Annotated in this window: 18 protein-coding genes and 3 pseudogenes; 10 read left to right on the forward strand and 11 right to left on the reverse strand. The window is 59.9% G+C overall.

Going from position 1 to position 17,195, the window contains the following annotated elements; translation table 11 throughout:
* Window positions 1-489: pseudogene (locus HMPREF2932_RS13925) on the reverse strand (transposase); the annotation flags it as partial.
* 720 nt (window positions 490-1,209) lie between these two features.
* Between HMPREF2932_RS13925 and HMPREF2932_RS13630 the strand changes: the two are divergent.
* Window positions 1,210-2,487, forward strand: coding sequence for a Fic family protein (locus HMPREF2932_RS13630; RefSeq protein ID WP_046647824.1), 1,278 nt, complete (start codon window positions 1,210-1,212; stop codon window positions 2,485-2,487).
* Window positions 2,488-2,624: 137 nt separating this feature from the next.
* Here HMPREF2932_RS13630 and HMPREF2932_RS12075 read toward each other — a convergent pair whose 3' ends face one another.
* Window positions 2,625-3,785 (reverse strand): RtcB family protein, encoded by a 1,161-nt coding sequence (locus HMPREF2932_RS12075; RefSeq protein ID WP_070561552.1) that lies wholly within the window; start codon window positions 3,783-3,785, stop codon window positions 2,625-2,627.
* Between the two features lie 547 nt (window positions 3,786-4,332).
* Between HMPREF2932_RS12075 and HMPREF2932_RS12080 the strand changes: the two are divergent.
* The 3 genes and pseudogenes from HMPREF2932_RS12080 to HMPREF2932_RS12090 all read left to right on the forward strand — a co-directional run.
* A pseudogene (locus tag HMPREF2932_RS12080) lies at window positions 4,333-4,935 on the forward strand (hypothetical protein); the annotation flags it as partial.
* 164 nt (window positions 4,936-5,099) lie between these two features.
* Window positions 5,100-5,303 carry a hypothetical protein gene (locus HMPREF2932_RS12085; RefSeq protein ID WP_046647827.1) on the forward strand — a complete coding sequence of 68 codons (204 nt, stop codon included), beginning with the start codon at window positions 5,100-5,102 and terminating at the stop codon, window positions 5,301-5,303.
* Between the two features lie 112 nt (window positions 5,304-5,415).
* Entirely contained in the window at window positions 5,416-6,444 is a 1,029-nt protein-coding gene (locus tag HMPREF2932_RS12090) for a hypothetical protein (protein WP_071410250.1), read from the forward strand.
* A gap of 2 nt (window positions 6,445-6,446) precedes the next feature.
* Here HMPREF2932_RS12090 and HMPREF2932_RS12095 read toward each other — a convergent pair whose 3' ends face one another.
* On the reverse strand, window positions 6,447-7,613 hold the full coding sequence (locus HMPREF2932_RS12095; protein ID WP_070510563.1) for a YihY/virulence factor BrkB family protein: 1,167 nt from the start codon (window positions 7,611-7,613) through the stop codon (window positions 6,447-6,449).
* Window positions 7,614-7,697: 84 nt separating this feature from the next.
* Here HMPREF2932_RS12095 and HMPREF2932_RS12100 point away from each other — a divergent pair, with 84 nt between their 5' ends.
* Window positions 7,698-8,174: an S-ribosylhomocysteine lyase gene (locus HMPREF2932_RS12100; protein ID WP_071410251.1), complete on the forward strand. Its 477-nt coding sequence runs from the start codon at window positions 7,698-7,700 to the stop codon at window positions 8,172-8,174.
* A gap of 37 nt (window positions 8,175-8,211) precedes the next feature.
* Here the strand turns inward: HMPREF2932_RS12100 and HMPREF2932_RS12105 are convergent, their stop codons facing one another.
* Window positions 8,212-8,409, reverse strand: coding sequence for a hypothetical protein (locus HMPREF2932_RS12105; protein ID WP_070516424.1), 198 nt, complete (start codon window positions 8,407-8,409; stop codon window positions 8,212-8,214).
* A gap of 74 nt (window positions 8,410-8,483) precedes the next feature.
* Window positions 8,484-9,611, reverse strand: a complete 1,128-nt coding sequence (locus tag HMPREF2932_RS12110) for a UDP-N-acetylmuramate dehydrogenase (RefSeq protein WP_070754805.1) — start codon at window positions 9,609-9,611, stop codon at window positions 8,484-8,486.
* Between the two features lie 24 nt (window positions 9,612-9,635).
* On the opposite strand from HMPREF2932_RS12110, the gene HMPREF2932_RS12115 reads away from it, so the two are divergent.
* Genes HMPREF2932_RS12115 through HMPREF2932_RS12125 form a run of 3 tightly spaced genes read left to right on the forward strand, consistent with a single transcriptional unit; the run spans window position 9,636 to window position 11,785 of the window.
* Window positions 9,636-10,127 carry a DUF2505 domain-containing protein gene (locus HMPREF2932_RS12115; protein WP_070526146.1) on the forward strand — a complete coding sequence of 164 codons (492 nt, stop codon included), beginning with the start codon at window positions 9,636-9,638 and terminating at the stop codon, window positions 10,125-10,127.
* A gap of 27 nt (window positions 10,128-10,154) precedes the next feature.
* Window positions 10,155-10,964 carry a class I SAM-dependent methyltransferase gene (locus HMPREF2932_RS12120; RefSeq protein ID WP_070754803.1) on the forward strand — a complete coding sequence of 270 codons (810 nt, stop codon included), beginning with the start codon at window positions 10,155-10,157 and terminating at the stop codon, window positions 10,962-10,964.
* A 23-nt stretch (window positions 10,965-10,987) separates the two neighbouring features.
* Window positions 10,988-11,785 (forward strand): LmeA family phospholipid-binding protein, encoded by a 798-nt coding sequence (locus HMPREF2932_RS12125; RefSeq protein ID WP_071410252.1) that lies wholly within the window; start codon window positions 10,988-10,990, stop codon window positions 11,783-11,785.
* 3 nt (window positions 11,786-11,788) lie between these two features.
* Here the strand turns inward: HMPREF2932_RS12125 and HMPREF2932_RS12130 are convergent, their stop codons facing one another.
* The 6 genes from HMPREF2932_RS12130 to HMPREF2932_RS13930 form a co-directional block, all read right to left on the reverse strand.
* Entirely contained in the window at window positions 11,789-12,238 is a 450-nt protein-coding gene (locus HMPREF2932_RS12130; RefSeq protein ID WP_049154441.1) for a deoxyribose-phosphate aldolase, read from the reverse strand.
* A complete protein-coding gene (locus HMPREF2932_RS12135; RefSeq protein ID WP_049154440.1) occupies window positions 12,238-12,528 on the reverse strand; it encodes a DUF2516 family protein in 291 nt (96 codons plus the stop codon). The genes HMPREF2932_RS12130 and HMPREF2932_RS12135 overlap by 1 nt, the downstream gene beginning before the upstream one ends.
* A gap of 13 nt (window positions 12,529-12,541) precedes the next feature.
* On the reverse strand, window positions 12,542-13,003 hold the full coding sequence (locus HMPREF2932_RS12140) for a CGLAU_01105 family protein (RefSeq protein ID WP_049154438.1): 462 nt from the start codon (window positions 13,001-13,003) through the stop codon (window positions 12,542-12,544).
* A gap of 15 nt (window positions 13,004-13,018) precedes the next feature.
* The gene (locus HMPREF2932_RS12145) at window positions 13,019-14,353 is read right to left on the reverse strand and encodes a DUF445 domain-containing protein (protein ID WP_049154436.1); all 1,335 of its coding nucleotides are present in this window, start codon (window positions 14,351-14,353) and stop codon (window positions 13,019-13,021) included.
* Window positions 14,354-14,468: 115 nt separating this feature from the next.
* Window positions 14,469-14,954: a hypothetical protein gene (locus tag HMPREF2932_RS12150; RefSeq protein ID WP_049154434.1), complete on the reverse strand. Its 486-nt coding sequence runs from the start codon at window positions 14,952-14,954 to the stop codon at window positions 14,469-14,471.
* On the reverse strand, window positions 14,951-15,274 hold the full coding sequence (locus HMPREF2932_RS13930) for a phage antirepressor KilAC domain-containing protein (protein WP_232761147.1): 324 nt from the start codon (window positions 15,272-15,274) through the stop codon (window positions 14,951-14,953). The genes HMPREF2932_RS12150 and HMPREF2932_RS13930 overlap by 4 nt, the downstream gene beginning before the upstream one ends.
* Window positions 15,275-15,585: 311 nt before the next feature.
* Here HMPREF2932_RS13930 and HMPREF2932_RS12160 point away from each other — a divergent pair, with 311 nt between their 5' ends.
* Both HMPREF2932_RS12160 and HMPREF2932_RS14060 read left to right on the forward strand, forming a co-directional pair.
* Window positions 15,586-16,503 carry an Abi family protein gene (locus HMPREF2932_RS12160; protein WP_070682406.1) on the forward strand — a complete coding sequence of 306 codons (918 nt, stop codon included), beginning with the start codon at window positions 15,586-15,588 and terminating at the stop codon, window positions 16,501-16,503.
* A gap of 436 nt (window positions 16,504-16,939) precedes the next feature.
* Window positions 16,940-17,195: pseudogene (locus tag HMPREF2932_RS14060) on the forward strand (transposase); the annotation flags it as partial.

A 17,195-nucleotide genomic window follows, 5' to 3' on the forward strand; every position in this document is an offset into this window, starting at 1 on the left:
AAATAGGGTGTCCACTAAACGAGGGTAACCTCAGATCGTTGAGTTCGGCAGTGATGCGACGAGCGCCCCACACGCCGTTTTCAGCATCGAAAATGGCCTGGATCTCCGCGGCCATCACAGCGTCATCTACAAGGCGCGCACGGCGCCGCGGAGCCGATTTCTTCCATTTGTAGTACGAAGACCGATTTAGGCCCAGGACTGTGCACATCCGCTTGACCGAGTAGTCGGCGAGATTGTCACAGGCGAACTGGAAGCGGATCACTAGGTCGTCTCTTCCGCAAAATACTTCGCAGCCTTGCGCAGAATATCGCGCTCTTCACGAAGCCTTTTGTTTTCGCGTTCTAACTGGCGAATTCTTTCCGCATCAGCAAGCTTTTCTACGGGTGACGATGCATCATCATCCTTAGGCACGTTGGTGCCGAATTGCTTGTACCAGTATCCCAAAGTCGAGCGATTTATCCCGAGTTCTTCTGCGACCTTGCGCATCGAGGTATGACGTGAGCCGCAGTCGACAACCGAACAAAATCATCGAAAGCCTGTCCCGACTCTGATTCATGGAAGTAAACAACGTTCTTCTGCGCTACTTCTCGCGAAGGATCCTGCGCCACATCGAGGTTTCCCGACCGCAGTCGCGTAATTGAAGATTTAGCGCGACCATAGGCTTCGAGCAAATTGAACAAGAACTCGCGATCATATTCGGCACGGCCACCTAGTTTCGACGTTCGTTCCTCGACTGCGCGCAGGTTCAACTTTGCCATTGTGACGCCTCTATTCCCTTTATCAATTCACGAAAATCTACAGCTCAACCGGGCAAGACCACGATCAAGGGGCCGCCACAGACAAACCTTCGATAATCATAACAAGGCTCACTTGGTGTAATGCCGGCTTCGTCTCTCCGGCCTCAAATTCCGCTGCCTTCATATCAGCATCACTTCAGCTTCTCGGAACTCTCCTGTTCCAGTTCTCCTGCCGACCGCAAAGAAGAATATTCTTTAGCAATCAATCGTCCCCGCTTACGCAAGACTTCGAGGTTATATCCGGCTTCTGCCTCGTCTGCACAACATTGAAGCATCTTACCGGTTACTGGAGCTCCGTTAATCTTTTGTGCTCGCAGTCCACCGGGATAACAGCTATCCCGGTAAACTAGGACATCAATCTACCGAGATAAACCTTATCCCCAATGCCCCAAGCGCATGAGAGGAGTCAGCTGTGGCAAAAACAGTCGAATTGGAATGGATCCCCGCTGATGGCAGCGGTCTTTCTCGACGCGCCAAACAAGGAGGTAAGTATCACGCTTTCGTTCCCGATCCACTTGCAGGCATGTCGTTGAAGCTTCCGTCCGAGCTCTCGCGACGTATCGTTCGCATCGAGCGGGAGATTCACAATCTTGGGATGAGAGACAATACCCATTCCCTTGAAGGCGTTGCGCGACTCCTGCTCCGTTCTGAGGCCGTCGCTTCCTCCCGGATCGAGGGAATCGCTCCTAACTCCGACAAAGTGGCCATGGCGATCCTCGCGCGTGAATCAGATTCCGGAATTCGGGGTTTCAAAGAATCCGCAACAGCTGTCGCCCGCAATGTCGCCATCCTCGACACCATCAATGCAGACTTGGCTTACAAAGACGAGCTAGTCCTGGATGACATTGTTGCAATGCAGACAGCGCTCGTTGCAGAAAAGCCTTTACAAGGAGTACGTACTACTCAAAACTGGATTGGCGGGTCTGACTATCACCCCATCGATGCAGCTTTTGTTCCCCCGCCTCCCGTGCAAGTCCCAGAACTCCTCGATGATCTCATTGAATACTTCAACGGGGCAGACCACGCCGCGCTCGTTCAAGCAGCGCTCGTTCATGCACAGTTCGAGACCATCCACCCATTCCCGGATGGGAATGGGCGCGTGGGACGAGCCATGATTCACGCACTTTTGCAGCGCAGAGGGCTCACCGATGCTGCGGTTCTCCCTGTCAGTATGGTGCTGGCAACGCTCGGTGACCGTTACGTCGACGGACTCACGAAATTCCGCGAGGGTGACGTGCTGGCATGGATCTCTTTCTTCGTCGAGGCTGCACAAGTCGCCACCACCAAAGCAGCTGAACTTGCGGATAGCGTCGCCGCCCTAGAAGCAGAATGGATGGACAAGGTCAATCACCACCGCACTGCGCAAGGAAGCAAGCGCGCATTGAAATCGAATTCGACGGAGTTCCAACTGCTCAAGAAGCTTCCTGCCATGCCTTTGGTCACGGTGCCCATTGTGAAGTCCGAGCTGGGGATTTCATCGACAAGCACGGCCCGAGACGCGCTCGATTCACTCACCGAGGCTGGCATTCTGCGTAAGAAAGTCATCGGTGCGGGCGGGCTTCTCGGTTACTTCGCTGACGATGTTTTCATGTTGGTCGACGATGCTGAACGCCAACTCGCTTCGACGCAGTTTAATACTCGGCTTTCACCTCCGACCAACCGAGCAGTTCCAGCCCTTCGCAATAAATAAGCAGTAATCAATAGTGGTCACCTACTTCGTTTCCTTACATAAGGCAAAGCGTCGTGCTGATGCGACGCTGCAGGAGGGGGCATCGGAAAGCTCAAAAGAGACCGTCACTAAAAGTGACGGTCTCATCATGACGCAGGTTAGGTGCCCTTGACGTTGAGGATCTGGCGCAGGGTGTGCTTGACCTCAACGAGCTGGGCGGCATCAGCCATCACGCGGTCGATGTCCTTGTAGGCGTCCGGAATCTCATCGACGAACTCGGCGCCGGGACGATAGACGATGCCTTCCATGCGTGCGGCAAGATCCGCCTCGGTGAAGCGGGCCTTGGCCTGGGTGCGCGACATGACGCGACCCGCGCCGTGCGGCGCAGACTTGAGGCCCGGCGGGTAGCCCTTGCCTTCCACGACGTAGCTAGTGGTGCCCATCGAGCCGGGGATGAGGCCGCGGTCGCCTTCGTCCGCCTTGATGGCGCCCTTACGCGTGAGCCACACATTTTTGCCGTAGTGGCTCTCACGTTGGGTGTAGTTGTGGTGGCAGTTGATGCGCTCGAGCTCGAGGGTCTCCCGGTCTGCGCCGGCCCAGGTGGCGACGCAGTCGAGGAAACGGTCCATCATCTCATCGCGGTTGAGCAGCGCAAAGTGCTGTGCCCAGTGGAGATCCGCAATGTAGGAGTCGAACTCTTCCGTGCCCTCGACGAGGTAGGCCAGGTCCTTGTCCGCGAGCTGGATCCAGTGCTTCTCGCAGTGACGCTGCGCGGCCTTGATGTGCTTCTGTGCGATCTTGTTGCCCACGCCGCGCGAGCCAGAATGCAGGAACAGCCAGACGCGGTCCTCTTCGTCGAGGCAGAGCTCAATGAAGTGGTTACCGCCGCCCAAGCTGCCCAGCTGCTGACGCCAGTTTTTGGAGTGGCCGAGATCCACGCCAGTGTCCTGGGCCAGCTGCGAGAGCTCGCGCGTGCGGGCCTCGGTGCGCGGGTCCATGATCCAACCGTTGTAGTTTCCGGGCGAGAGCGGAATGGAGTCTTCGACCGCGGTGCGCAGGTCCTCGAGAGCGAAGTCCTGGATGTCCGCGTGGGTGAGCCCCGTGCGCACGGCAATCATGCCGCAGCCGATATCCACGCCGACGGCCGCCGGGATGACGGCGCGCAGCGTGCCGAAGACAGTGCCGACCGAGGAGCCCTTGCCAAAGTGGGCATCAGGCATGAGCGCCACATGTGGGTAGACGAAGGGCAGGTCAGCGACGAGTTGTGCCTGCGCCACCGTCTTGTCTTCAACAATGGAGGCGAAGTTGTGCAGGCGCATAAGAGAGCCTTTCTCTGCGTTTGCGTAACGCAGTTCGTGAGAAAGGGCCTGCTTGGGCGGCTGACTTATAAGTTGTGCGCGCGGGTCGCGCGGCTGGCACCAACGTCCGGGATAAGCAGGGCCGCTTTCCCGGGAAATGGTCAAGTCAGCCTGTTAGAAGAGTTGCTTAAAGAGGCGTCCTAGCGGCTGATTGTTATGGGTCATCATCGCGGTTCGCCTCCTTTATGCTTTCTTGTTCTTCTTCTTTCGGGCTGTTAGTGCTGCGTGTGAGCCTACACGATCTACGCGATTTCTACATGCGATTGATGATGCAAGGAAATTCACCCAGCCACGAAAACTTGACACCGTCCATTCAACCGCATTCACTGCCTGCTCATTTGTTCGTCCGTCTGGCGGGGTGTCGTGCGCCGTGACAAGCTTCGTTTAATCGTTCAGCCCGCCTCGCCCTAGTCGAGAGTGGGCTGGATCTTTATCTGGGTTATGCAGCAAGAGTGCACTGGGCAAGGCCGACGTCGTGGTCGCCGGCGGCATCGACGAGCGCTTCATCTCCCGCGCCAACGACCCGAACGAGTCCGAGCTGCACTCCCTGCTGTGGCCAGCGATTGGCCGCGATGAGGATCAGCCGATGTTTGTCATCTCCCAGAAGACACTCACCGGCCACTCCAAAGCGGGTGCCGCGCTCTTCCAAACCGGCGGCATCATCGACGTCTTCCGCACGCACCGCATCCCGGCGAACGTGTCCCTGGACTGCGTCGACCCGCTTATCGCCCCGAAGGCGCCGAACCTGGTGTGGCTGCGCTCCCCGCTGGACCTCGGCTCTGCGGGCCACAGCGTGAAGGCCGCGGCGCTGACCTCGCTCGGCTTCGGCCACGTCGGCGCGCTCATCGTCTACGCCCACCCCGGCGTGTTCGAGCAGGCCGTGTCCCAGCAGCGCGGGGCGGACGCCGCCGCCCAGTGGCGTGAGCACGCCGAGCAGCGCCTGCGTACTGGCCGTGCACACTTCGAGGCCGGAATGCTGGGCCGCGCCCCGCTGTTTGAGGTCATCGAGGGCCGCCGCCTCCCGGCACAGGACGCCAAGGCCGCCGAGATTGCCATGCTTCTCGACGACTCCGCGCGCCTCACCGAGGACGGCACCTACCCCTCCGCCTAAGGCGCTAGCCCCTAACAGCAAGCCCTAAGAACAAGCCGAGGACGTCCGCTCAGAAGCGGGCCTCCTCGGCTTCTTTTCTGCCTGCGCCCTTCGCCTCGTGATAGCTTTTCGCATAAGGCACCGCTTACTTAATTGCGAGACTTCCACGAACCAGAGGACGAAGCATGGATATTGAAAAATTCCTCATAACAGCTGTCGGCTCACTCAGCGTCATTTCCCTTGCCGGTTGGCTCATCGCTGATTACGAGTGGTCAACCAGGGCCACGACGGTTATGGGGTTTGGATTCCTAGTCTCAGCACTGATTAATAAGCGCGGGCAAGAAAAGGCCGCGGGCCACCGCCAGGTTTCGGAAGAATCTGCGCAGTAACAGTGTGCCGGGCAGTTAGGAGCGCTCCCCGGCTAGCTGCTTTCCCAGGTGCAGTAGCCATGCGGCGATTATTATCGGGACTCATCTGACGCTCTCCTGAAAGAAGCTACTCATGACCCAACCTCCGTATCCGCCGCACACTCCACCCCCAGGCCCCGGTCAGCAGAGACCGCACCAGCACGGGGGACCGCAGCAGAACCCCTACGCCAACCAGCCTTTCCCACCCTTAGGCACTCCCCATAACAATCCTGGCGGCGGTTACGGGGCTGCCCAACCCCAGCCAGAGCCACCAAAGAAAAAGTCCGTCGTTGGAATCATCGCCACGGTTCTCGCCGTTCTCGGCACAATCATCGCCTGCATCCCCGGCATCTACGCCGCAGGCTGGATCCTTCTCCTCGCAGCGCTTATTGCCGGCGCGGTCTCACTTTTCCTCAGCAACCAGTCAACTGTGTGGGGAGCAGTCGCCCTGATCATCACTGTGGTGGGCAGCTTGATCGCCTCGGTAGTCTTTTTCTTCTTCATGGCCGCAAAATTCATCGGGTCGCTTCCGGACACTACGCAAACACCCGAAATATCAAGTTCTATCGTGGGCACGACGGTGCGCCCCTGGGATGAGGAGGAGACGCTGGACAGCACGGGCTCTCCCACCCCAACAGCGACGGAATACTACGAAAGCGTTCCTGATGAGAACGGAAACCAAGTCATTGAAGAAGGCACGCCCGGTTCGCGTTCTAACCCGCTACCGCTCAACACGACGCTGGAAGGGCCGGAATGGCACGTGGATGTCAGCAACCTCAACTTCGATGGCACGGACGAAGTCATGGCCGCGGACCCTTCCTACAAGCAGCCGGACGAGGGGAAGAAATACCTGGTCTTTGATTTGACCTTGACGTACGTGGGCAACGAGACCGACGCCGGCTCGGAAATGGCGTTCCTTTACTTCGGCCCGGGCGAGGAATCGAATGGGCAGCCCCTCATGTGGGATGTCAATGGGTTTATCGACGTAGACACTCCCTTCCAGCCGCAAGAGAAACGTACCGGCCGAGTGGCTGTCAGCGTGCCGGAGAACGGCGCGGAAGACGGCACGTTCGGCATCGTCGTGCCGGGCACCGAGATTCCCTTCCACCTCGCTTTGAAGTAGGGCTACATCCCTGCCGTCTCGTCCTGTGCCTGCCGCGCGTTGTCTGAAATCTCACGCGCCCTCTGCTCTAGGCTCTCTTGGGCGCGGGCCTGGGCTTGGGAGGAGTTATCAGAGCGCGGCGGGGCTTGGATAAAACGCTCGGAGTGTAGCCCCAGCTGCAGTTCCTTGGCACGCAACACCTCAGCATCAATCTTGATGCCGACGATGAGCACGGTGTTCATCAACCACATAGCCATGAACACCGCCATGACGGTGCTTAGCGCACCATAGGCGCTGGCCGCAGCGAGGTACTTCAGGTAGAGGCCCACCAGCCCCCAGGACACTACTGTGCCCACGAGCGCCACCACCGAACCATAAGTAATCCACCTAAAGCGCCCAGGCCGCACGTTGGGGCCGAAGTGATAGAGCACTGCAATGAGCGTGAGCACCACGATCACAGTGACGGGAAAGCGCAGCCAGTTCCACACCGGAAGGAAGATTCTTACCAAGTACGTGGCGGTATCTTCTAGCCCTACGTTGCGCGCGAGCGGAATCAACCCTTCGTTAAGAACAGCATCACGCAGCAAGTTGGCAAAAAGCACGATGACCGCGCCCACCACGATGACTGCTGTCAGCCCCCACATCAGCGCCCACGTGCGGATGATCCCGCGGCCTTCCACCCGGCCGTACACGGTATTGGCAGTGCGCGAGAAGGCCCGCACATACGCCGACGCTGAAAACAGCGAAATGGCCAGGGAAATGATCAGTGCCAACGTGCCCTGCGCGCTAGAGCCGATGATCGTGCCGACGACCGTATGGGCTTGCTCAGAAAGCGAGCCAGGGACGTACTGTTCGATGAGCTCTGAGGTCAGCTGCTCCACTTCCGCTTGGCGGGAGGAGAAGATGAGCGTGGCAATGGAGTAGGCGGCCAGCACCGTGGGCGCAAAAGCCATGAGCGTGAAGTAGGTCATCCCGGCGGCACGGTCCATGAAGGCATCGTGGAAAAAGTCATTCCACGTGCGGCGGATGATCAGCCCCCAGCTCTCCTTGCGGAGCCGGTTGTCCCTGGAGAAAGGGTCGCGTTCCTCATCGTGGCCCTGGACCTCAAGGATGGTCGAGCTCTTAAACGGCACGATGGTCTCTGGCTCTTCGGCCGGAATAGCGTTGCCGCCAATCTCCTCTTCGCTCATATCTGACCAGCGTATGCGGCACAGCCCGCATTCAGGGGAAGGACACTCGGGCCACAGGCTAAGCCGTGGTTACACTGGGAAAGCATGACTGAGAAGAACACCGAGAACAAGATCAACGTAAAGTCCTTCGAGCTCGACCACCGGCTTGTCGACGCCCCCTATATCCGCGTCGCCGACCGCACCGACCTGGGCGGCGGAGTCGAGATTATCAAGTATGACCTGCGCTTCTGCCAGCCCAACAAGGAGCACCTCGGCACCGAGGCAATCCACTCGGTGGAGCACATGATGGCCAACTTCATGCGCAACTACACCAACAAGCTCATCGGTTTTGCCCCGATGGGCTGCCGCACCGGCTTCTACGCCATCACCAACGGCATGGAGCAGGACGAGCTGCTCCGCGCCGTCGAGGGCGCACTCAATGACATCCTCAACGCCACCGAGGTTCCCGCCGCCAACGAGGTACAGTGCGGCTGGGGCGCCCACCACTCACTCGAGGGCGCACAGGAGGCCGCACGCGATTTCCTCGCGGCCAAGGATGAGTGGCTCAACGTCATGACCTAAGCGGCGGTGAAAGCTTGGGGCAATGGAGCCCTAACCGCTAGTGCTCGAGGCGTCGGATCTGGATGCGGGAGAAAAACAGCCCGGCGACGCCGATCCCCAAGACGCTCGCCATTAAGGTGCAGCGCGCTGCGCTGAACTCCGCGAACAGGCCTGGGACCAACAGCATCGCCACCGCGCAGAGAAGGGCCGAAACAAAGAGGAGGATGGCAAAGAGTACGTCTTTGGGGATGTACATGCGAGGTCCTTTCTGGGCGCCTAGTGTTTGCGGCGGCGAGCTAGCAATTCAACGCTATTTTAAATATTGCGCACTTATATTTCTACCCCTAGCCAGATGGGCTCCGGCTCCAGCGTCACACCGAAGGCCTTCTGAACCCCGGCGCGAATCTCGCGGGCCAGCGCAACGATGTCGTCTGCAGTGGCCTCACCGCGGTTGGTCAGCGCCAGGGTGTGCTTGGTGGACAAGGTTGCCTTCGCACCCGATTCTTCACCCGGGTAGCCCTTTGCAAAGCCGGCGCGCTCGATGAGCCACGCAGCGGAGAGTTTTTCCTTATCTTCTCCTCTTTCTCTCGACGTGGTGGTCCCACCCACCACGTGGCGCGGCATGCGGTCCGCATCCTCGTCGCCGCGGGCGGCGCGGACGGCTTCCTGGATGGAATCGGCAAGCTGCGGTTCCACGATGGGGTTGGTAAAGAAGGAACCGGCTGACCAGGTGTCGTGGTCTTCTGGGTCGAGCACCATGCCCTTGCCGCGACGCAGCTTCAGCACTTCCTCACGGACTTCCGCGACTGGGCGGCGCTCACCTGGGTTCTGGGTGAGCTGGCCAAAGCGCAGGGGTGTGGACAGCCCATCGGTGGTCAGCTGCAGCTCAATAGCCAGCACCACGCCGCGCCCGGTGAATTTCAGGTTGGAGTAGCGATAGGCCAACTCCAGGTCTGCGGCCGGCACCCACGTTGCGGTCCGCGTAGCGCGCTCATAGAGGTAGACCTGCGTGAGGACGTCGGAGGTCTCCGCGCCATAGGCGCCGACATTCTGCACCGGTACGGCACCCGCATTGCCCGGGATGCCGGAAAGGCATTCGATGCCGCCCAGACCGCACTCCACGGTCAGGGCCACGACGTCATCCCATACCGCGCCCGCATCGGCGCGCACGAGGCCGTTGGCCACGGTCACGTCGATGTCTTCGAAGTCGAGCACCACGACCACGACATCCAACTGGCCTTCCGCCACCACAAGGTTGGAGCCGCCGCCGACGACGAGGTAGTCCTGGGAGGCGTCGTCAAGCGCGGCCAAGGCCGCAACCGCCGCCTCAGCGCTGGCGCAGCGCACCGTCACCAGCGGTGCACCACCGATGCGCAGCGTCGTGAGATCGGCGAAGGTGGTCTCGGAATCCAGCGTGACTCCGTCAATGTCAGCGAGGGTCAGGAATTTATCTAGCACGTCTACCAAGGTAGTCTGTAACTCATGTCAACCCGTAGCGAAAACACCGTTATCATCAACCAGCCCATCGATAAGGTGCACAAGGCACTGACCACTCAGGAGTACTGGGACTTCATCGTGGCCAAGCTGTCCCCGGAACCGGGTACCGTGCACGAGTTCACCGGCAACACCGCTGTGCTCTACGAAATTCTTCCGACCTCCCTCCTTCCGGAGGCCGTTCGCGCCATGGTCTCCCAGGACCTGAAGGAAAAGCGCACCGTGACCATCGGCGAGTTGGTCGACGATCAGATTTCCGTCTCCTTCACCGCTGACGTCAAGGGCACCCCGGTCGACTTCAAGGGTGACATCACCTACAAGGCCCAGGATGAGACCACCGTTCTGGATTACGTCACCGAGGTTTCCGTCAACATCCCGATGATGGGCGCTGCCATCGAGCCGAAGGTCGCTGAAGCTCTGCAGGAGCTCTACACCAACGAGGGCAAGCTCACCGAAGAGTGGATCTCCAACAACCTCTAAACAACTCCCTACACCACAGTTGTTGCCATGGCCGATCACGCGCATAACCTGAAGGCTCAGGAAAGCGCTGGTCGGCCTTTTGGCGTTGTTACCCGCGGCACCACCAACCCCAACCGCCTGCGCCGCTGTGATCGGTGGATGGTGGCGCACCCGGAGATCTCCTCGCTACTGCGCTCCACTCCGGAGCCGCTCGCTCTCGACGTCGGCTACGGCGCTTCCCACACCACCACCGTGGAGTGGGCCGGCTGGCTGCGCAGCGTTAACCCGAATACCCGGGTAACGGGCCTAGAGATTTCCCCCGAGCGCGTCCTGCCGCCGCGCGATGGCGTCACATTCGAGTTGGGCGGCTTCGAGCTTGCCGGCTACCGCCCGCAGCTGGTGCGAGCCTTCAACGTGCTGCGCCAGTACGACGTCGACCAGGTGGAGAAAGCCTGGAACACGGTGACCTCCCGTCTTGCTCCCGGCGGCTTCTTCGTGGAGGGAACCTGCGACGAGCTGGGGCGCAGATCGGCCTGGGTGCTTCTCGACGTCTCCGGTCCACGTACCCTAACCCTCGCTTGGGATCCCTTCGACGTTGAGCGCCCTAGCGATATCGCGGAGCGCCTTCCCAAAATCCTCATCCACCGCAATGTGCCGGGTGAGCCGATCCACGAGCTCTTGCAGGCAGCCGACGCCGCCTGGGACCGCGCCGCCGGCTGGTCTCCTTATGGCCCGCGGGTGCGCTGGCGCATGGCGCGCGAAGAACTCCGGCAGACAGTCCCCATCCACCCGGTGAACCGCCGCCTGCGGGACAACGTTCTCACAGTGGATTGGGACCTGGTAGTTGGCCAACTTTAATCCAGTGCGCCACACTAGTAGTCATGGCTTCTTCTAAATCTCCCGCCTCGACGGCCTGGAAAATCTTCATCGGCGTGCTCGTGGCACTCCTGCTCATCATCTTGGTAGCGGAGCTCGGCCTGCGCTGGTTTTTGGGCTCGCAGATGAAGAGCGAATTCGCCCAGTCCGCGAAGGAACAAGGCGTGGAGACCTCCGAGGAACCGGAGGTGAGCTTTGGCGCTAGCCCCATGGTCTTTGGTTTGCTCAACGGCAAGATTCCGCAGATGGATATGAAGACCCCGTCCACGCTGAAGATTGAGGGCACCACCATCACCGGCCAACCGGCCGCTGATGTCCACGTCGAAGACATGACGCTGTCCAAGGAGCCGGTCGCGGGCACGCTGCGGGCTTCGACGACGGTGCCGGATCAGTTCCTGCTCGCCAGCTTCCAAAAGGCCATTGCTGAGCAGTCTGGCTATGACGCCTTGGGCAACCTGGTAGTCACCGCGATTACCGCCAACGATGCCGAGGATGACCTCGAAGTGGAATTTGCCGGTGGCCTGGCCACGCTGTCACTCAAGCCGGAGGCTCGCGACGGCAAGCTCGCCATCGATGCGAAGGAAGCATCGCTCTTCGGCTTCGATCTTCCGGAGCAGGCCACCTCCGCGATCTCGAATGCCTTGGCCGAAGGCATGGAGGAACAGCTCGCGGGCCAGCAGCTGACCTTCGAGTCCGTGGATGTTGGGGCTGGGGAACTGACGCTCACCCTCATTGGCCACGACGTTCCAATGAGCGAACTCGATTCCGCCACCGCGCCAGCACAGCAGGCACCGGCTAATTAAGAATTAAAGGCTCTCTATGGAGAGCTGCGTATCCAGGGCTTCGTCGTCTGAAACGACGGAGCCCGTTTCAATGAGGCACTGATAGCCCGCTTGCTCGGCAGCACGCGCATACTCCGGCAACGGCAGAGCCGGACGCTCAGGAAGAATGAGCCCCAAGCGCACGGGCAGCGGGCAGGCCTCGCGGAGAGTGACGAGCTCGGAGAGGAGCGAGGTGGCATCCCCGAGCAGCGCATCCACCGCAACCCACACCTCGGCGGCACCTGATTGCACGGCCAGCCGCGCCTCCGCCGCCTTCACCAAGGAGTGGTGGCGGCCGGTGGGATAACCGGCAACAGCAATAACGTGCTCGGCGCCCTCAGCGGCAAGCACGTGGTGCGGGGAGACCAGCACTCGCTGTTGCCCCGCCGACTGGGTTCGCACCTCCTCCACGGAGGCCTCAAGCAGATTCAGCATTAGTAGGAATAATCGCCGTTGATGATGGCCTTGAGCTGCGGGCGCACGTCAAACCAATACACGCCGGTGATGATGGCACCAATCCAGCTGACAAAAGGCAGCGGCAGGTTCATCAACAGGGCGGAGCCGAAGAGCAGGCCGACCCATACCCACTTGTTCTGGCGGTCACCGGCGCGGAAGGCATCCTCCCGCGTCATCGCCGCTAGGACGGCACCAAAGAGGGCGAAGAGAGATACCGCGATGAAAATGTAGTGCGGTATCGACGCAATAATGTTAAGAAAAGTGTGCATCAAGAAAGACTAACTAGTTTTCGTCAACTACTTCGCCGTCAATGACATCGTCATTCGGCTTCTGTGCGTAGGGGTTGCGCGGGCTCTGCGGCTCTTGCGGCTGCTGGGCATGCTTGCCCTCCGCGCGCTGCTCCTTGGCGTTGTTGATAGCGCCCTGCACACCCTCACGGGTCTCGTTGAAGGCCGTGGTGAAATCCTCACGGGCCTTTTCAAAAGACTCCGAGTTGCGGGTCTCGCGCGCTGCGGAGGACACAGACTCCCCAATGTTCTTGGCCGTGGAGGTCACGCGGTCAAAGAAGGACTCTTCCTTCGCGGTGCCATCACCCATGCCCGCCTCATCGGCGGCGCGGGCAATGCGATCCGCCTGCGCGCTCTGGGCTTGGTTCTGGCGCTCCTCCTTGAAACGGCCACCAAAATCCTTGGCCACATCAAAAGCAGAGGAACCGGCATTCTTGATTGAGTCAAATACGGACATGGTCGTCACTCCTTGTTAGACGCCAAAAAGCAGATGATTAACAGTGTAGATAACCAACCCAGCCAGTGCACCCACGACCGTGCCGTTCAGGCGAATGAACTGCAGGTCCTTGCCCACCATGAGCTCGATATTCTCGGAAGCCTCCTGCGCATCCCAGCGCTTAATGGTCTCCGGAATAATCGCGATGATCTCCGGGGCGAATTTCTCCACCGCGTAGCGCGCGGCCTTGTCCACCAGCTCGTTGGCCTGGGCCAGGAACTCGGAATCCTCCAGCAGGCGGTGCGCCAATTCCTTCACCTTGGCGGTGATCTTCTGGCGCAGGAAGGACTCTGGGTCGGTGAGCTGTTCAATGAGCGTGGAGGAGACCGTCGCCCACATCGCCGCCGGCGCCTTCTGCGCCTGATCGGAGGCCAGCATCTCCTGCTTGATGCCTTCGATGCGCCCGCGCATGTCCTCATCCCACTGCAGGTCCGAAGCCAGCTTGGACAGGTTGCGGCGAATGGCCAGGCGGGCTTCGTGGTTGCCGTTGCGGCGGACCTCATCGGCGAATTCCACAAGCTCGGCGTAGACCTTCTCCCCCACCATCTCGCGGGCAAAGCGCGGCGCCCAGCCGGGCATGCGCTCATCAATGGCGGTGACCACCGTGGATTCCATGCCGAGGATCTTGCCGTGCGCCCACTCAATGAGGTCATCTTCCAGCGGCCGCGCCTTGCCTTCCGCGATATAGCCCTCCAGCAGGCGCCCCAGCGGCGGGCCCCACTCCGGCTCTGCCAGACGGTCCATGACTTGGGTGCGGATGAACTGCTCTGCCTCCGCCGGGTCTAGGTCTGCGACCACGCTGGCTGCGCGCTCACCAATCCACGCGGAGACCTCCTCCGCCCGCCCAGGCTCCACGCCCTGGCGCGCCAGCCACAGCGGTATCTCCGCCTCCCGCACCTTGGCGCTGAGTGCATCCGCGGTGAGGAAGTTCTCCTCCACGAAGTCCTTGAGCGCATCACCCACGCGGTCCTTGTTGTTGGGGATGAGCGCGGTGTGCGGGATGGGCAGCCCCATGGGGCGGCGGAACAGCGCGGTCACCGCGAACCAGTCCGCCAGTCCACCGACCATTCCTGCCTCCGCTGCCGCGCGCACGTAGCCCACCCAGACGGGAGCCCCGCTTGCCGACGCCTGCCACCACGAGCACCCCAAAAAGATCACCGCCGCACCAATCAGGAAGGACAGCGCAATCGCCTTCCAGCGGCGCAGGTCCGCCCGGCGCGCCTCCTGGTTTCCTGGCTGCGGCACAAACGACGTCTGCGCCGCCGACGTTTCCCGAGCCGGCTCAAGCCCTGCGTCTGCGCGGTGCGTCATGGGTTGGTTCTCCTTGGGTCTGCGTAATGATGGGGAATAGTGAATCCATTAATCAACATTAGTGGGCGTACCGGACACATTCGATTGCCACCAACACTAAGATCGACTCCTAGCTTTATGAACGCCAGCCTGCCGAGGGCCCGTTTGTGGTTCCGTAGATGAACCGTCCGGCATCCAACGCCTGCTGATCAAAGAAACCGAACCTAGCCGCCAGCACGCCTTTCGCCTTCTGGTGGTTACGGGAAGTGGCGGTCATGAACACCACACCCGCTATCAACTCGGCGAGCTTCTCCAGTGTCACCCAGTTGGATGATTCCTCGGTGTGGTCGTTGTCGATGTCCATCACGACACAGTCCGAGGAAATGAAGCTCGCAGACGAGCGCCGGTCGTTGGTGTAGGTTGCGGCGACGTGATCCAACCTGGCCACCTGCTCCAGCCCGGCTTGGTCGGTGATCTGGTGGTGGTTCGGGATGTCCATCTGGTGAGCCCAGTCGATCTCGGCGCGCTGAATCGCTTTCAGGGCCCGGTAGCAGGTCGGGTCAGGGTATCCTTCGACGTTCTTCTTCGGTATTCCGATATCAAGAAGCGCAGTGGTGGTCATCTGGCGTCCTCGCCTTCACGCTCGACCACCGGCAGCAGGCCACGGATGTTCTTCAACAGGTCATAGATGAACAGGCGGCCTTTCTGCGTCCAGTACATGTGGGTGCAGGTCTTGCCCTCGTCGTACTCGTACGTCTTGGACTGGGTGTAACCCTTCTCAGTAAACTTGGCGTAGAGGAACCAACGCCCGGGCTGGTGAAACTGCACCTGCTCCCCGCGCAGAATCTGGTTGAGCTTCTTCGCCGACAGGCCGTAGTCCTTGGCGATCTCGGTGGTGGTGATCAGCGACGGCGACGCCAGCACCACGTCGTAATAGGACACCTTCGCTGGTAAACCTGACCTGCTGGATGCCACCAGCCGTTTCAAGGGGGTAGTGATTAACGACCCCCTGCAATGACGCGCCAGGGCATCTTTCGTGTTGGCGTAGCCGAGGGCGGTCGCCACGTCCCAGCCGCAGAACAGGACCTGTCCGCCCGAGGTGATGGTTCGGATCGTACCGATGGCTCCATGTCCCGTGCTCTTGCCTCGGCGTCATCAACCAGGTAACCTCGTAGTCAACATGACCGGTTCCGCTGCCCGCCTCAATGGGAGTCCAGGGCCGGTCTTCGTTTTTGTATCAAACAGGGGTGTGCGTGGAGCAGGTGAAGCAGTTCAAGACCTACGGTGAACAGGTCGAATTGCTTCGTCAGCGTGGGATGCGAGTGGATGATCCCAAGCATGCTGAGACGCTGCTGGCTCAATTGAACTACTACCGCTTGTCCGGATACTGGTACCCGATGCGCCGTTTCTCCCAAGACGACGGCACTGCCCGAGATGAATTCGTTGAGGGAGCATCGTTTGACCTGGTGGTAGCCCTCTATGGGTTTGACGAACAATTGCGCCACAGCGTGTTCATCGAGCTTGATCGCGTGGAGTTGGCTATTCGAACCAAGCTCGGTCACGAGCTGGGTCGCCTTGACCCGCTGATCTATTTGGATCCCCAGCGTTTGAGCGCCCGGGCACGGCAGCGAAACAAAGACGGGCGTAGCGTGCACGAGGTGTGGCTGAGAAAGTACCAGTCGGCATTGAAAGCGTCGAAGGAGGACTTCGTCGCCCACCACAAATCCAAATATGGCGGGACTCTACCCATCTGGGCGGCTGTCGAAATCATGGATTGGGGGATGCTGTCGTACCTGTACGGCATGTCGCCCAATATCGTGCGCAAACGGATTGCCGAGCCCTGCGGCCTAACTGGTCCTCAGCTTGAATCATGGCTGAAATCCTTGAATATTCTGCGTAATTACGCAGCTCATCATGCAAGGATGTTCAACCGTGTTTACGACATCAAACCGAAACTGAACAATGACGTCAGGCTGGCTCCGGTAGCTGAAGGAATGAATCGCGTGTTCGGGCAGCTCTCCCTTATCCAATACTTGCAGCGCCAACTGGAATTGTCTCCAGCCGACCGGCTACCGAAGCTGTTCCACACCTACCCGCACAATCCCATCGTGCCGTTTTCTCGCACAGGAGCACCTGACAGCTGGGGCGAGTTGCCTCTCTGGCGCGTCTAATCTTTGCGGTAGTAGTCGCATTCGTACCCGTCTGCGTCGAGTGTCATGGCGTGGACGAGTAGGTCACGAGCGACTGCTTGGACGATGTTCTCGACGAGTTTCTCGCCGTAGTTCTTCAGCCGCCCCCACTTGCATCCGGTTGTGACACCGCTGTAGGACTCACTTCCAGCACTCCCATGTTCGGGCTAGACGCAGCCTGCGCGGAATCGGCAAGCAAATAGCGAAAGCCAAACGCGCTGTTGACGGCGATATCGCAATCAAGCGCAACCGCTATATCGATCTTTCCGCCCCGAACAAGAAGGTCAACTACGCTCTTGCTGCCAAGCACCGAGCCCTAGCCGGAATTAAAGGCTATGAAACCGACCTGACTACTCTTCCCGCTAGTGAGGTTATCGGGCATTACCGCAGGCTATTCAACATTGAAAAGTCGTTTCGGATGTCGAAATCAGACCTGAAAGCACGCCCAATCTACGCCAGGAAACAAGACTCGATCACAGCACACCTCAACATCGTCATCGCAGCCCTAGCCGTGGCCCACCTGATGGAGACCCGCAGTGGTCAATCCATCAAACGCCTGGTGAGAACACTCAAGAAATACCGCAGCTTTCAACTCGTCGTTGGCGGCGAAACCATCCACGCCGCAGTACCACTACCCCCGGAAATCCAAACCCTCGTCAACACCATCACCACCC

It is taken from the genome of Corynebacterium sp. HMSC074H12, assembly GCF_001813755.1.
In the GTDB taxonomy this organism is placed as follows: domain Bacteria; phylum Actinomycetota; class Actinomycetes; order Mycobacteriales; family Mycobacteriaceae; genus Corynebacterium; species Corynebacterium hiratae.